13 protein-coding genes are annotated in these 14,910 nt (G+C 28.1%); 4 read left to right on the top strand and 9 right to left on the bottom strand.

Annotated features, from left to right (window positions below; translation table 11 throughout):
* Window positions 1–185: 185 nt before the first annotated feature.
* Complete coding sequence (locus OIF33_RS01140) at window positions 186–3,107, bottom strand: insulinase family protein (protein ID WP_322502389.1); 2,922 nt, start codon at window positions 3,105–3,107, stop codon at window positions 186–188.
* A 378-nt stretch (window positions 3,108–3,485) separates the two neighbouring features.
* Window positions 3,486–3,755: a hypothetical protein gene (locus OIF33_RS01145; RefSeq protein ID WP_322502390.1), complete on the bottom strand. Its 270-nt coding sequence runs from the start codon at window positions 3,753–3,755 to the stop codon at window positions 3,486–3,488.
* Between the two features lie 168 nt (window positions 3,756–3,923).
* Here OIF33_RS01145 and OIF33_RS01150 point away from each other — a divergent pair, with 168 nt between their 5' ends.
* Complete coding sequence (locus OIF33_RS01150) at window positions 3,924–5,075, top strand: amidase domain-containing protein (RefSeq protein WP_322502391.1); 1,152 nt, start codon at window positions 3,924–3,926, stop codon at window positions 5,073–5,075.
* 186 nt (window positions 5,076–5,261) lie between these two features.
* Here the strand turns inward: OIF33_RS01150 and OIF33_RS01155 are convergent, their stop codons facing one another.
* Window positions 5,262–5,987, bottom strand: a complete 726-nt coding sequence (locus OIF33_RS01155) for an N-acetylmuramoyl-L-alanine amidase (protein WP_322502392.1) — start codon at window positions 5,985–5,987, stop codon at window positions 5,262–5,264.
* A 157-nt stretch (window positions 5,988–6,144) separates the two neighbouring features.
* Between OIF33_RS01155 and OIF33_RS01160 the strand changes: the two genes are divergently transcribed.
* Entirely contained in the window at window positions 6,145–6,726 is a 582-nt protein-coding gene (locus OIF33_RS01160) for a flavin reductase family protein (RefSeq protein WP_322502393.1), read from the top strand.
* A gap of 47 nt (window positions 6,727–6,773) precedes the next feature.
* Here OIF33_RS01160 and OIF33_RS01165 read toward each other — a convergent pair whose 3' ends face one another.
* Both OIF33_RS01165 and OIF33_RS01170 read right to left on the bottom strand, forming a co-directional pair.
* The gene (locus tag OIF33_RS01165) at window positions 6,774–6,953 is read right to left on the bottom strand and encodes a hypothetical protein (RefSeq protein ID WP_322502394.1); all 180 of its coding nucleotides are present in this window, start codon (window positions 6,951–6,953) and stop codon (window positions 6,774–6,776) included.
* A gap of 100 nt (window positions 6,954–7,053) precedes the next feature.
* Window positions 7,054–8,625, bottom strand: a complete 1,572-nt coding sequence (locus OIF33_RS01170; RefSeq protein WP_322502395.1) for a ClC family H(+)/Cl(-) exchange transporter — start codon at window positions 8,623–8,625, stop codon at window positions 7,054–7,056.
* Window positions 8,626–8,887: 262 nt separating this feature from the next.
* Between OIF33_RS01170 and rsxC the strand changes: the two genes are divergently transcribed.
* Window positions 8,888–10,198 carry an electron transport complex subunit RsxC gene (gene rsxC, locus OIF33_RS01175; protein ID WP_322502396.1) on the top strand — a complete coding sequence of 437 codons (1,311 nt, stop codon included), beginning with the start codon at window positions 8,888–8,890 and terminating at the stop codon, window positions 10,196–10,198.
* 13 nt (window positions 10,199–10,211) lie between these two features.
* Window positions 10,212–11,177, top strand: a complete 966-nt coding sequence (locus tag OIF33_RS01180; protein ID WP_322502397.1) for an RnfABCDGE type electron transport complex subunit D — start codon at window positions 10,212–10,214, stop codon at window positions 11,175–11,177.
* Window positions 11,178–11,488: 311 nt separating this feature from the next.
* Here the strand turns inward: OIF33_RS01180 and OIF33_RS01185 are convergent, their stop codons facing one another.
* The 4 genes from OIF33_RS01185 to OIF33_RS01200 all read right to left on the bottom strand — a co-directional run bounded on the left by OIF33_RS01185 (window position 11,489) and on the right by OIF33_RS01200 (window position 14,787).
* Window positions 11,489–11,743: a DUF1653 domain-containing protein gene (locus OIF33_RS01185; protein WP_322502398.1), complete on the bottom strand. Its 255-nt coding sequence runs from the start codon at window positions 11,741–11,743 to the stop codon at window positions 11,489–11,491.
* Between the two features lie 131 nt (window positions 11,744–11,874).
* On the bottom strand, window positions 11,875–13,032 hold the full coding sequence (thiI, locus tag OIF33_RS01190) for a tRNA uracil 4-sulfurtransferase ThiI (RefSeq protein WP_322502399.1): 1,158 nt from the start codon (window positions 13,030–13,032) through the stop codon (window positions 11,875–11,877).
* The gene (locus OIF33_RS01195) at window positions 13,029–14,174 is read right to left on the bottom strand and encodes a cysteine desulfurase family protein (protein WP_322502400.1); all 1,146 of its coding nucleotides are present in this window, start codon (window positions 14,172–14,174) and stop codon (window positions 13,029–13,031) included. The genes thiI and OIF33_RS01195 overlap by 4 nt, the downstream gene beginning before the upstream one ends.
* 175 nt (window positions 14,175–14,349) lie before the next feature.
* Window positions 14,350–14,787: an ACT domain-containing protein gene (locus OIF33_RS01200; protein ID WP_322502401.1), complete on the bottom strand. Its 438-nt coding sequence runs from the start codon at window positions 14,785–14,787 to the stop codon at window positions 14,350–14,352.
* Window positions 14,788–14,910 lie beyond the last annotated feature (123 nt).

Consider the following 14,910-nt stretch of genomic DNA (forward strand, 5'->3'; position numbering starts at 1 on the left):
AAATAATATTATATCATATTTTATTTTTATATTTTTAATTTTTTAAGTTTAATTTAAAATTAAAAGACCTTACTAAATAATTTTTTTATTATTCTAATTTTTCAATTATAATAATAAAAAATCATCAAATTTAGTAAGGTCTTATACTTGCTTTATTTTAGTTATAATAATTTATTGAATATGGCTTATTTTATAGCCTTTTTAATATTATTAAATAAATTTCTATTTTCTTTTATTTTCTCTTGATTTCCTAACACGCAAATATATTCTTCTTTCATTAAATCCTTAACCATAGGTGCAAAACTCTTGATTTTTTCAATATTTGCATTTATTATTTCTTCTCTTTCCTTTTGTAGCTCCTCATAGCTAAAGTTACTTAAATAATATGAAACTGCTATATCTCCTTTTATTCCATTGCTTAAAGGTTGATCATATTTCCTTATTGTACCTATAATATATTTTGTCATTTCTCTTTCATCAGCTTCAAAATTTTCTAAATAATTAGGTATATTATCATAAGCCTTTAATGTCTCTACAATATTAGGATCTCTATATGAAACTATATAAGCTCCACCATCTCTCCTAAAATTAGAAAATACTCCATAGGCTCCACCTTTAACTCTTACAGTATTCCATAAATAATCAAATCCTAAAATGCTTTCTAATAGTGATAAGGCACCTGAATATTTGTATTCATCAGCTTTATAATTACCACCTTTAGCTACATATTGTACATTTCCTTGAGTTAAAAGTCCTTCATTTTTATTTCCTAAATCGAACTTATAATCTACTTTATCAAATTTTTCATCTTTTATTTTATCTATTAAATACTTGACTTCTTCTTTAAAGTTTTCATACTCTTCTTCTTTGCCTGAATAGCTTATAAGCATATTTTCCTTATTAAATATTAACTCTCTTACCTTTTTTAATCTTTCTGATAAAATTGACTTTTTACTATCATCATCTATGCTAACTAAGAAATCATAGTAATCTAATCCACTTATTTTTTCATCATAAGCTCCTCTACTTGTGCAATATGATAAAACCTTTTTCATGGCTATTCTATGGCCACTATCAAAAATAGCACCTTCTAATCTAGCTCTCTTTTCTCTGATTAGTTGCATAACTCTATCCATATCATCTAAATCAGTGTGATTTAAAATCTCTTCAACTAATTCTATAGCTTTATTAGTCTTACTGCTTAATGCTTTATATGAAATTTCTAAATACGGTCTAAAGGCATTATTTTCTTTTAAGTTAGCAAAGGTTATAGCACCAAAACTTATTCCACCTGTATTTATATTTATTGCATTTGATAATTTAGAATAATCGTATTTTTCTGTTCCACATTTACCTAGTATGTCACATAGTAATCCAACATAAGGTATTAAGTCCTGGTGAACACTACTTGTATTAAAGAAGAAATTAACATAATCTATTTTATTAGTATGGAAGTCGTGATGTAATGTTTTAATTCCCTCTATCTCTTTTTCTTCCATAGGAATTTTTGTAGCATCTTTGTTTATATCCTCTAAAGATAACATAGGAATGCTCTCTAAATCTTCCTTTTTATCCGGTGTGCTTTGTCTTTCCTTTAACTTCTTACAGTTGTTTATTATTTCATCTAAAGTTTTTTCATCAAAACTATTTTTTATGTCTTCTAATTTTTTCTTTAATTCCTCTAATTTCTTTTCATTTATTCCTCTTTCAGGATGTAGTGAAACAAGTGAAGAATGCGTATTATTAAGCATGTATTCTTCAATTAATTTTTCAAAATAGTTGCTTGTTAAAGCAGTCTTTACTTTTTCAAGATCTTTCTCATATTTTAAATGAACGTATGGCTTTCCATCATAAAGCCAACTATCCATTACCTTTAAATAATAAATTAATCCACTTGGGTAAGAACCATAGTCTCCCTCTCTTAGTTCAAATTCTACTCTATTTATTGAAGCCTCTATAAGTTCTTTGTCTATACCATTTTCAACTAATTCCTTTAAAGTATCCATTACAACCTTTTTAAACTCTTCTTCCTTATTAAGATCTGCATTCTTAACTAAAACAGTAAATGCTGATTGTTTAGTTGAATTATCAAAATCGCCAGATACAGCTTTTCCTATACCAGCATCTATTAAAGCTTTCTTTAAAGGAGCCGCTGTACTTCTTGTTAAAAGATAAGCTAAAACATCAAATGCTAATCCCTTTTCACTATCTGTAGCATCTCCTATTACAAAGTTTAGACTATAATAACTCTTATGATTTAAATCTTCGCTTTCAGCTACTCCATAAGTAAAACTCTCTTCTTTCATTTCTTTAAAAGGTTTTTGTTTCTTTATTTCTGAATCTATATTTCTATATTCAAAGTCTTTTAAATACTCATTATTTATAAATTCTAATTCATTTTCTGTATCTCCGTTACCATATAAGAAAATATAGGAATTGGATGGATGATAGTATTTTTCATGAAAAGCTAAAAACTCTTCATAAGTTAAGTTAGGTATTTCATCAGGATCTCCACCTGAAGATAATGCATAACAAGTATCTGGATATATTGTTGCAGGAATTTTTCTGTATAATAAAGAATCTGGAGATGAATACGCTCCCTTCATCTCATTATAAACAACACCATTATATTTTAATTCATCCTTCTTATTTTCTATATAATAATGCCATCCTTCTTGCATAAATATTTCTTTATGCTTATATATATTGGGATATAATACTGCATCTAAATATACATCCATAAGATTCATAAAATCTTTTTCGTTTCTTGATGCTACTGGATATATTGTTTTATCTGGATATGTCATAGCATTTAAGAATGTATTTAATGATCCTTTTAAAAGCTCTACAAAAGGTTCTTTAGTATTGAACTTTCTAGATCCACATAAAACTGAATGCTCTAAAATATGAGGAACTCCAGTACTATTTTCTGGAGGAGTTCTAAATCCTATTGCAAAGCATTTATTATCATCTTCACTTAATATTTTTATAAGCTTAGCCTTAGTTTTTTCATGTTCAAATGTTAATCCGACTCCACCTATTTCTTCTAAGTTTTCTATGTTTAAAAGTTTAAATCCACTATAAATATTATTCTCTTTAAAATTCATTTTTCACACTCCTATGGAAAGCAATTTTATTAATATGTTTATTTTAATAATTGTACCATAATTACCCTTTATTAAAAAGTTTACTAATATTAATAAGTATTTATTCTTTAAAATCAATATATGCAGATATAATACTACTTAGAAAAAACTAATTTTTAAAGGTTTTTTATATAAAACGCTCTCATTATAATACTTTTAAAATTCATCTTAATTTATTTATTTCCAATGTACATGTAATTTATTTAAATTTATAAAAAAAGAAATGACATAGAATTACTATGCCATTTCTTTTAAGTTTAAATTATTATTCTTTAATATTATCTCATCTTTTTAAGAAAATAAAATACTAAAAATTATATTTACACTCAATATTAATTATTATAATATTCCAAATTGTCTAGCTATTACATAAAGAATTATTATTCCTCCACAAAAAAAGCTATACTTTGCATTTTTTTTATTTTTTGCCATAACTTCCTCAAAGACACCTCTAGCTATAAGTAAAACTCCGGCTACAACTCCAATCCATTGATTAGTTACAAACCAACTTGGATTAAGGTATGTATAAAAATACCCTATTACAAGGGGAAAGATAAAACATCCAAAAATACTTCTTATAAATGGAACTTTTCCTTTAATTAATTTCATCCTATGTAATTCTCCTTTACTTTCATATTACATATTAATTTTATCAACATTCTTTTAAATTTAAAAGCATATATACTTTATTAAACTAATATTTTGATTTTAATTATTATTTTTTCTTATTATTTATCATATACATTATTGAATTATGTATTAACTAGGAGGATATTAATGCTAAAAAAACGCAAAGTACTTTTATTAACATCTATAATATTAATAGTCATATTAAGCTTATCTATATATGTGTCTTTAAATAAGAAAAATAATTCTGATTTCACTGAAGCAATAAATTTATTAAAGGAACCAGATAAAAAAGAAGATGAGGAATTAAAAACTAAATTTGAAGTTGTTATTCAAGATTTATTTAAAAATAGAAATATAGCAATACTAAATAATGATTTAGAAGAATTAAAGAAATTTTATGATTTACAAAAAAAACCTAGTCTTTGGGCTTATGAAAGTGAAAGTAAAAAAGTCGAATATTTAAATAACTGGTCTCAAAAACAAGGAGTTGTATTTAATGATATAAGATCAAAGATTCAAGTAAATAAAGCTAAGGAAAGAGAAAAAGATTTATATGGAATAATATGTGTAGTATCCACAGAATTTACATATTATTACTTAAACGATCCACTTAAGACTAATACCTTCAGATTAGGTACCTACCATTACTTAAACTTAAAAGCTGAAGGAGATAAATATATTATAACTAAGGAATGGTACACAGATCCTTTTGCTGATTCTCTAGATTTAAATAATATAAAATCAGATGAAATAAAATCTTATATTTTAAATAGCACAAGACCAGATTATACTCCTGATGAGAGAACCCAGAAAGCAATTGACTATGCTCATGAATACTGTGGTGCCGCTGCAGATGATGAACTTGGATTTAACTATAATAAAAAATATACTGATTTCAATCCTCAAGGAGGCGATTGTGCTAACTTTGCCTCTCAAATACTACATGAAGGAGGAAGCTTTAAGAAAAACTCAACATGGAATTATTCAGAAGGTGAAGGAACCAAAGCATGGGTAAATGCTCAAGCTTTTAAAAATTATATGGTACACAGTGGACGTGCTTCTTATATCGCTAAGGGAAAATATTCTGAAGTATATAAAGAAGCCTATAATTTACGACCTGGTGACTTTGTAGCCTATGAGAAGAATGGACGAATAACTCACATATCAACAGTTACAGGATTAGATAGCAAAGGATATCCTTTAGTTACTTGTCACAATACTGATAGGCTTCTTGTTCCTTTTGATTTAGGATGGAGCAATGACAACATACGCTTTCATCTAATAGATGTACATTACTAATAATAATTATTTAATATAGCCATCTATTCTAATTAAATAAATACTTATTTTAAAAAGATTCTTTAATATAAAAATTCACCATGCTTAATTATTTTCTTAGGCATAGTGAATTTTTTATAATCTTTTTTATATTTTTTCTAAAATTTCAAGCTAATTTATAAGCGAAATTTTTTAAGCTAATTTATATTATAAATTAACTCTATATTTTTCTAAGGATTTAACTATTAAATCTGCTATTTTTTGCTGATATAATTTATCTCCTAAAAGCCTATCGTCTTCCCAATTGCTCATAAAACCCATTTCTAATATTATTACTGGTCTTTGAGACCAGTTAAAACCAGTCATATCTTTTCTTTCAAAAACTCCATTAACTTTTATTCCATTTTCTTTTAAGGTTTCACATAAAACCTCTCCATATCTTTTACTTTCTCCATATATACTTGCAAGTTGTTTCGTTTCAGAGGAAGGTATTAAAATTGAAGCACCCCTTTTACCTGAGTTATTTGAGCCATCACAATGTATCTTTATTGAAATATCCGCCATTGATTTATTTGCTATATCAGCTCTCTCTCTGTTACTTAAGGAAACCTCATTTTTCTCTCTAGTCATAACTACATTATATCCTTCTTTATTTAAAAGCTCCTTTAATATCATAGCAACTTCTAAATTTACTTCATATTCTCTGTTTTTTGTTCCCACTCCTGCAGTACCTGATGATACTCTTGGCTTTTTGTTACTAGACCACGGAGCTATTGGCTCAAGCTTACTATCTCCTTTTTCTTGATGTCCTGCATCAATACATATTGTAACTTCACTCTTCTCTTTTGCCTTAATTTCCTTTTCTCCTATTCCACCCATAATAAAACTTGCTAAAATAAAAACTACACATAAAAATATACTTTTCTTCTTCATAAAAAAAATCCTTTCTAAAATTAAATAATAGATAGTATTCCTCTAATTTATTAAAAATATTATTCTCTTAGTTTTACATATAAATTTTTCATGTTATAATTTTAAAGTCTTAAATTATGTCTAATAAAGAATTTAATATAAATTAAAGGAGATACATATGAGAAAAGTTAATTTTAAAGGTAGTGTAATGTTAAATCCTACTCCAGTAGTTCTTGTTACTTCTAAAAATGAAGAAGATAAAGTAAATGCTTTTACTGTAGGTTGGGTAAGTACAGTTTGCACTAAACCTCCAATGATAGCTATGGGTATAAGACCGGAAAGATTATCCTATGAATACATTAAAAAGAGCGGAGAATGTGTAATAAACCTACCTTCTAGGGATATGGTTAAATTTGTTGATTTTTGTGGCGTTAAATCTGGAAGGAAAGTCGATAAAATAAAGCACTTTGGATATGCTCTTAGTAAAGGTGAAGCAATAGATACTCCATCTATTGAAAAAGCACCAGTAGCTTTAGAGTGTAAGGTTAAATCCATAACTCCACTAGGTACACATGACATGTTCCTATTTGAAGTTGTTAACGTAAAAGTTGATGAAAGCCTTATAGATGAAAAAGGAACTATTCATTTTAGCAAAGCTAATCTAATGGCTTATAGTCACGGTGAGTATTTTGGCCTTAACTCAAAACCTTTAGGCTCTTTTGGATATTCAATTAAAAAAAAGAAAAAAGGTTCAAGATAAAATTTAATTAAATAAAAAAAATGATGCATCGTTTGATACATCATTTTTTATTTTGTATATTTATCACAAACTTCTAGTAAAAGACCTTCTGTTTCAAGATCAACCTTAATTTCATCTGTTCTAATATCTTCTAAAATCTTTTCACATTCCCTTATAATCTCTTCATCTACTTCTCCAACTTCCCAAAGATTATAAACTTCCTTTGCCCACTCATTTATTTTATGCATAATACCCTCCAAAGAATACTTAATAATAAACTTAATATGATTATATTCGCTACTTCCCTACTTATGCATAAAAAAATAAAGCTGTGAATAATTCACAGCTTTAAATTTCTTCCTTAGCAGATGTTAAAAATTGAACTTCTTCTAAAACAGAACTTGCTCTACTTTCATCAACCATTACAACTAAATAATCCCCACCCTGTATTTCAACAGATCCTTTAGGTATTATTTCATTATTTCCTCTTTTTATTGCAACTAAAAGAGCTGATTCTGGCCACTTAACATCTTTTATTTCTTTTCCAGCAGCATCACTACCAAGTTCTACTCCAATCTCTAATAAAGTTTTATTATTAGCTGACTCTTCTACATCTGATCCAGCTTTTTCTATCCATTTTTCTAATAAAGATTCGTAAATTGGTTCGCTCTTTAATAAATCTGATGTTACATATGATATTATAACAACTACTGATAAAGCTAACATATGTTCAAAAGAACCTGTCATCTCAGTAATAAGTATTATCCCTGTAATAGGAGCCTTTACTATTGAAGCAAAGTTACCTGCCATAGCTAATATTATAAAATCTATTATATATTGATTTGGAACTCCAAATACATTACAACTTATTATTCCAACTATATTACCTATTACTGCACCTAAAAGTAATAATGGGAAGAATATACCCCCTGGTGTTCCAGCTCCAAAACTTATAATTGTTAATAAGAATTTCACTAAAAGTACAGCTAAAAGAATTTTAATTGTAAAGTTCTTAGTTGCTAAATCCATTATAAGTTCATGTCCACCACCTAATATTATAGGTGCAAAAATACCTAATATACCTGTTAGTAAGAAAGGAATCATAACTTTAATCTCTACAGGAACCTTTTTAAACTTTCCATACATACTTTGTACTTTCAAAATTCCATTTGAGAATATTGCACCACCAACTCCTAAAACTACACCTAATATTATTAATACCCAATAATAATTTAAAGGTAATACAGGAACATTGGCCATTCCTAAACTAGGATTCATTCCTAAAAATTGTTTTGAAACAAAATCAGATACTAATGATGCTGCCATTGCAGAAATTAAAACTAGAGGTGAAAAACTCTTATGGACCTCTTCTAAAGCAAATATAACTCCTGATAAAGGTGCATTAAACGCTGCCGCTAGTCCTGCTGAAGCACCTGATGTTATTAGATATTTCTTCTCTATATTTATTCTCTTTAGGCTATTACTAAATCCTTCACCAATTGCAGCACCCATTTGTACTGATGGGCCCTCTCTACCTAAAGATAATCCAGCTCCTAGAGATATTACTCCACCTAAGAACTTATAAACTAAAATCTTTAGCCAATTCATTTTAAGTTTACCTATTAATTCTCCTTCAACTTGAGGAATACCACTTCCTGAAATCATTGGCTCTATTCTAACCATAAATCCAACTATTGCTCCTAAAATAGCTAAAATAACTAAAACTATAATCATATTAGTACCGCTTAATGCAGCCCAGGCATAAAGCTTTTTAAAAAGTGGAAATAAGTAATTGACAATAATTCTATTTAATACTAAAACTAAAGAACATAAAAGCCCTATAGCAGCACCTTCTAGAACCAATTTAAATCTTAAATCCTTTCTGTGTGACAGTACTCTCTTCGTACTCTCATTACTCAAAAGTTCCCCCTCCTTACACTTAACATTTTATTAACATATACATTATACGCTTATGTTTTTTTATATTCAAATTTAATTAAACTTCAATTTCAAATTATTTTTTCAAAAAACATCTCTGTAAACATTACCTTCTTCTAATAACAATAAGTTTTACATAATTTTATCTTTAAATACAAAACCTTAATAATTAAAAATATGTAATTTATTAATGATTTTATACATAGTATTAAAATATGAAGATTATATGAAAGGATGTGCATCTATGAGTCTCTTTACCTTTAAAAAAGGGCTTCATTTACCTTATAATAAAGAGTTTACTAAAGATAATCCTATAGAAATTTTTGAGCCTAAAGAAGAATTACTATTTCCACTTTCTCAACATATAGGTGCTCCCTGTGAACCTATAGTAAATGTAGGAGATAGGGTTTTAGCAAATCAAAAAATAGCTGATTCTTCTTCCTTTGTTTCTGCTCCAATTCATTCTAGTGTATCAGGAACTGTAAAAGAAATTAAGGATACTTGTGCATTTAATGGTTCAAAAGTTAAAACAATAATAATAAAGAATGATTTTAAATATGAAAATTTTCGAAATGAAAATATTAAATACTCTAATACACTTTCTTTAAAGGATGTTATTTCGCTAGTAAAGGATAATGGTATTGTTGGTCTTGGTGGAGCTACATTTCCTTGTCACGTAAAGCTTAATGTTCCTGAGGATAAGGAAGTTAATCATATCATTATAAACGCGGCTGAATGTGAGCCATACTTAACCTGTGATCATAGAGTTATGCTTGAATATACAGATGAAATAATTGGTGGCTTAAATATTCTTCTAGAACTTTTCCCTAAGTCTATAATCTACATAGGTATAGAAGACAACAAACAAAATGCCATAGATAAATTTATTAGTACTTTAGGAATCAACGAGAGAATAAAAGTAATACCATTAAAAACAAAGTATCCTCAAGGATCTGAAAAACATTTAATTTATGCTATAACCAAACTTCAAGTTCCTTCTGGAAAACTTCCTTTAGATATAGGATGCCTTGTTCATAATGTATCTACTATTTATCAGCTATATATTAGTTTAGTAAAAGGATATCCTCTTACAAAAAGAATAATTACAGTTACTGGAGATGCTATAAAAACGCCTAAAAATATTAAAGTAAAACTAGGAACTCCAATAAAAGATGTAATTGAATTTTGTGGTGGCTTTATAAATAAGCCTTCAAAAATAATCTTAGGTGGTCCTATGATGGGTTTTGCTATAAATTCTTTAGAATTACCTATAACTAAAGGAACTTCTGGTATTCTTTGCTTATCTAAAGTAGATAATTCGCCTAAAACTCATTGTATAAGATGTGGAAAATGCTTAAATTCATGTCCAATGAATTTATTCCCACAAAAATTAAATGATTTTGCTATCCAAAATAAACTTGAAGATTTTAAATCATTTAATGGAATGGATTGTATAGAATGTGGTTGTTGTACATTTTCTTGTCCTGCCAAAATTTCTATAGTCAATAACGTTAGAGAAGCAAAGAAATCAATTAGAAATAATTCTAAAAAGTAAAGAGGTGGAAAGAATGATTGATACAAAACAAGAGTCTATGGAATCACTCTTAATAAATGATGAGGATCTTTTAGTTAATTCATCTCCTCATATAAAGTCAACTATCTCTACACAAAGCATAATGAAAGACGTTTTAATAGCTTTAATTCCTACCTCCCTAGTTGGAGCTTTAGTTTTTGGATTAAGGGCTATATTTGTTATTGCAACCTGTGCCCTCTCCGCTGTAATTGCTGAATACGCATTTCAAAAGCTCACAAAAAAGGAGATTACCATAAGGGATTTAAGTGCAGTTGTTACAGGTGTTTTACTAGCATTAAATCTTCCTGTTAACACACCACTTTGGGTAGCATGTATAGGTTCTATTGTGGCAATAGTACTAGTAAAGCAAATTTTTGGCGGTATAGGATGTAATTTTATGAATCCAGCCTTAGTAGCTAGAGCTTTTATCCTAGCTGCATGGCCTGAAACCATTAGTATTTTCACTTTAGATGGTGTTACTACAGCCACACCTTTAGCTTTATTAAAAAGTGGACAAGGAAATCTTCCTTCCTTAAGTAATGCCTTCTTAGGCAACATAGCAGGATGTATAGGAGAAGTTTCTGCTCTTGCTATATTAATTGGTGCTATCTATTTAATGTATAGAAAAATAATAACTTGGCATATACCTGTTGTCTATATTGGTACAGTTTTAATATTAACAACTGTTATAGGTAGAAATGGTTTCTTAAGTGGAAATGGTCTTTATGAGATTTTCACAGGAGGTTTATTTCTAGGAGCCTTCTTTATGGCAACAGATTATGTAACCTCTCCAATGACAAAAAAAGGACAAATTTTATTCGCCTTTGGATGTGGACTTATAACTACATTAATAAGAATATTTGGTGGTTATCCAGAAGGAGTGTCTTATTCTATTCTACTTATGAATTTACTTGTACCAGTCATAGATTACTACATTAAACCTAAAGGTTTTGGTCATTAAAAATAATTTTTTTCAAAAAATTTAGTATATAACTTCTTATATATGATAATAATATTAGCTGTAGAGTTATTTAATCTATACAGCTGTTCCTATATAAATCTTCTCTACTTTAGAGCTTCAATTTAAGGCTGTATTCTAAAATGTACGCGTTATTATTTTAGGGTCTTAAATTTCTCTAAACTCATTTCGTTATAGCTAAGTCTGCTATAACCTCTTATTCATTAAGATAGCTCAGAAAGTATTCTAGAATTCTTTCTGAGCTATTACGTTTTTAATATATAATTTTATCAGTTATATATTAAACTCTCTCTTTATCTATTTAAACTTTTAACTTCAAACTCTTCAAATCTATATTTTTGTCCTGTAGGATTTTCTTTTCCCTTTGGAACCTCTTCTAAAAACATATCATAAGGTCTTACGAATTGACCACAATCTCCGTATAGTGCTCTATATAAAACCAGTTTTTCGCTGCTCTCAGAATGAGTAACTATTCCTTCTACTAAATAAAGATCTCCTTTAAAGTGTCTAAATATTTTCCCTATGCTTTTTTCTATATTTCTCTCCATATAAATCCTCCTAAAAATAAAAGAATCAAGTTAAACTTGATTCTTCTATTTTATATTTAATTAATTTAAAATACAATATACTAATGAGTTTATTAAAAATAATACTTTAAAATATTATTTTTAGAATAAAATTATTCAAAGATGAATGTTTCCATTTCATCAATAGCCTTATTTACTAAAGCCTCTACATCAAGCTTTCTTTCAGCTATTCTCATGTCCTTAACTCTAGGTTTAGTCCTTGGATGTTTTGGTACAAAGATTGTACAACAGTCTTCGTACGGAAGTATTGATGTTTCATAAGTATCTATTTCTCTAGCTATATCCATTATATCCTCTTTATCCATAGCTATTAATGGTCTAAATACTGGTCTATCTGCTACATCATTGCTTACCATAAGCCCTTCCATAGTTTGAGAAGCTACCTGTCCTATACTCTCACCAGTTGTAACTGATTGTATATTTTTTCTTTCAGAAAGTTCACAAGCAACTCTCATCATAAATCTTCTCATTATTATTGTTAATTCATCTTCTCTACACTTTTCTATTATATCCATTTGTATTTCTGTAAATGGAACAACATAAAGTGTTATTTTTTCTGTATATCTACCTACTATCTTAGCTAATTCTTTAACCTTATCCTTAGCTCTTTCTGATGTATATGGATGAGAATGATAATAAACGCAGTGTGTTTCAACACCTCTTCTAGCCATTAAATAAGCAGCTACTGGAGAATCTATTCCTCCTGATAGCATGACCATAGTGCTTCCATTCATTCCATATGGTAGCCCTCCTACAGCTTTTATTTTATCTTTATCAGTAAATACATAAGCATTTCCTCTTATCTCAACATAAAGCTTACATTCTGGATTATGTATATCTACCTCTATTTGATCCTTAAGCTCTGAAAGAATATATCCACCAACCGCTCTTGAAACCTCCATAGAGTTCATTTCAAACTTTTTGTTAGCTCTGTTAGTTTCAACCTTAAAGCTTTTAGCTCCACTTTCTTTAATTTTTTTTAATCCTTCTTCCTTTATGGCATCAAAAGTTGCTTCTACTTGAGTAACTAAACAAAGTTCCTTAACTCCAAATACCTTTTTAACTCTTTCAATAACTCCATCTAAATCTTCTGATTTTATGAACCATCTATTTTGATCTGTTATTATTTCATGATCTATATCTTTTAATTTCTTTCTTATATTATCTTTTAATTTTCTTTCAAACTTATTTTTATTAAGTCCCTTTAAAAATATTTCTGAAGCATATTTTACTAAAATCAATTTATTCATATTTTTATTCTCCTTAAAAATTTCAAAGATTTTTCTAAAGAATTTATGGTATAATCCACTTCTTCTAAGGTATTGTATTTAGAAAAACTAAATCTTATAGCTCCTTGTATGCATCTTGGTTCTAACCCCATAGTATTTAATACATAACTTCCTTTCGCTACTGCTGATTTTGAAGAACAAGCTGAACCTGTTGAAACAAAAATGTTATCTTCCTCTAACATGTGAAGTAATACCTCTGACCTAATCCCTAAAAATGAAACATTTAAAATATATGGACTATACTCTTCACTATTTGGAGCATTTATTATAACATTTTCTATTTTTGAAAGTTTCTCTATAAAATACTCTTTAAGTTTCTTTACATGATTATAAGAATCCTCTAAAGAATCATAAGCTATGTTCATTGCTTTAACCATACCCATATACCCTGGAATATTTTCTGTTCCAGCTCTTAAACCACCTTGTTGACCGCCTCCAGTTATTAAGGACTTTAGGTTTAATCCTTTTCTCATATACATGAATCCTACTCCCTTAGGTCCATGAAACTTATGAGCCGATACAGAATAGAAGTCTATATTACATTCTTTAACATCAATTTTAAATTTTCCAAAGCCTTGTACCCCATCTACATGAAACTTAGCTCTTTTACTTTTTTCCTTGATTAATTTACCTATTTCTTTAATCTTTTGAATGCTTCCAATTTCATTGTTTACATGCATTATTGAGATTAAAACAGTATTTTTGTTTATAGCTTCTTCTAATTCTTTTAAATTTATAAATCCTTTATTATCTACTTTTAAATAAGTTACACTTACACCTTGTTTTTCTAATTCTCTATATGTATTTAAAACACTTGAATGTTCAAAGGCTGTAGTTATAATATGATTATTTTCTCCTACAAGACCTTTTATAACCATATTATTACCTTCACTTCCTCCTGAAGTGAATATTATTTCTTCTTTAGAACAATTTAATCTTCTTGCTATAGATTCTTGAATTTCCTCTATCTTTCTTTGTGATTTTACACCTAACTTATGTAAAGATGATGGATTTCCCCAAAATTCATCCATAGCATAATAAATTTCTTCTCTAACTTCCTTTAAAGGCTTAGTAGTAGCACTGTTATCAAAATAAACTTGCATATTCAACCTCCCTTATAGTTATATAATTTTCTATTAAATCATTATATATACACATTTTCTGATTATATAATAATTATTAAACCACAATAATAATTATTATCAAAAACATTTTCTACCAAATTAAAAAAGTTTAAAAAAAATTCCTAACTTAGCTAATACTAAGTTAGGAATCTCTCTACTCCATAGCAACAAATTCTACTTTTTCAACTCCATGTACTAATTCTATTTCACTTAACATTTCTTTTATATCACATTTCATAGTAGATATATCTATTGTAAAACTTACATGAGCTAATCCATGTATAGGTAATCCTTGATCAATTGTAAGTATATTACCCCCAACATCTGATAGTATATTTAAAACAGATGATAAAACTCCTTTTTCATGAGTAACCACCATATTAAATATAACTTTTCTTCCTTGAAGCGTTTCTGCAAACTCAAATATATAATCCTTATACTTATAATATACACTTCTACTAATTCCAGCTTGCTTTGTAGCTTCTGTTATTTCTTTAACTTTTCCTTCTTTTAAAAGTCTTTTAGCATTTATTACCTTCTCAAAAACCTCTGGTAATACTCTTTTATCTATAACTAATAAATTTCCTTCCATTGGAACTATTCACCTCTTTTATCTTTATATAAATACCCAAAACTTAAGTAAATAATAGCCCTCTTTTATTCGCCACTTATTAAAATACCACCTCTAATTAATATTTTCAATAAGAAACATCGC

This window comes from Clostridium sp. LIBA-8841 (genome assembly GCF_034439435.1).
In the GTDB taxonomy this organism is placed as follows: Bacteria; Bacillota; Clostridia; order Clostridiales; family Clostridiaceae; genus Sarcina.

Bases quoted from the DNA above. Each gene is read 5' to 3' on its own strand.
- thiI (WP_322502399.1), bottom strand. From the start codon at position 13,032: ATGAATAAATTGATTTTAGTAAAATATGCTTCAGAAATATTTTTAAAG.
- OIF33_RS01200 (WP_322502401.1), bottom strand. From the start codon at position 14,787: ATGGAAGGAAATTTATTAGTTATAGATAAAAGAGTATTACCAGAGGTT.
- OIF33_RS01155 (WP_322502392.1), bottom strand. From the start codon at position 5,987: ATGAAGAAGAAAAGTATATTTTTATGTGTAGTTTTTATTTTAGCAAGT.
- OIF33_RS01150 (WP_322502391.1), top strand. From the start codon at position 3,924: ATGCTAAAAAAACGCAAAGTACTTTTATTAACATCTATAATATTAATA.
- OIF33_RS01160 (WP_322502393.1), top strand. From the start codon at position 6,145: ATGAGAAAAGTTAATTTTAAAGGTAGTGTAATGTTAAATCCTACTCCA.
- OIF33_RS01185 (WP_322502398.1), bottom strand. From the start codon at position 11,743: ATGGAGAGAAATATAGAAAAAAGCATAGGGAAAATATTTAGACACTTT.
- OIF33_RS01165 (WP_322502394.1), bottom strand. From the start codon at position 6,953: ATGCATAAAATAAATGAGTGGGCAAAGGAAGTTTATAATCTTTGGGAA.
- rsxC (WP_322502396.1), top strand. From the start codon at position 8,888: ATGAGTCTCTTTACCTTTAAAAAAGGGCTTCATTTACCTTATAATAAA.
- OIF33_RS01180 (WP_322502397.1), top strand. From the start codon at position 10,212: ATGATTGATACAAAACAAGAGTCTATGGAATCACTCTTAATAAATGAT.
- OIF33_RS01140 (WP_322502389.1), bottom strand. From the start codon at position 3,107: ATGAATTTTAAAGAGAATAATATTTATAGTGGATTTAAACTTTTAAAC.
- OIF33_RS01195 (WP_322502400.1), bottom strand. From the start codon at position 14,174: ATGCAAGTTTATTTTGATAACAGTGCTACTACTAAGCCTTTAAAGGAA.
- OIF33_RS01145 (WP_322502390.1), bottom strand. From the start codon at position 3,755: ATGAAATTAATTAAAGGAAAAGTTCCATTTATAAGAAGTATTTTTGGA.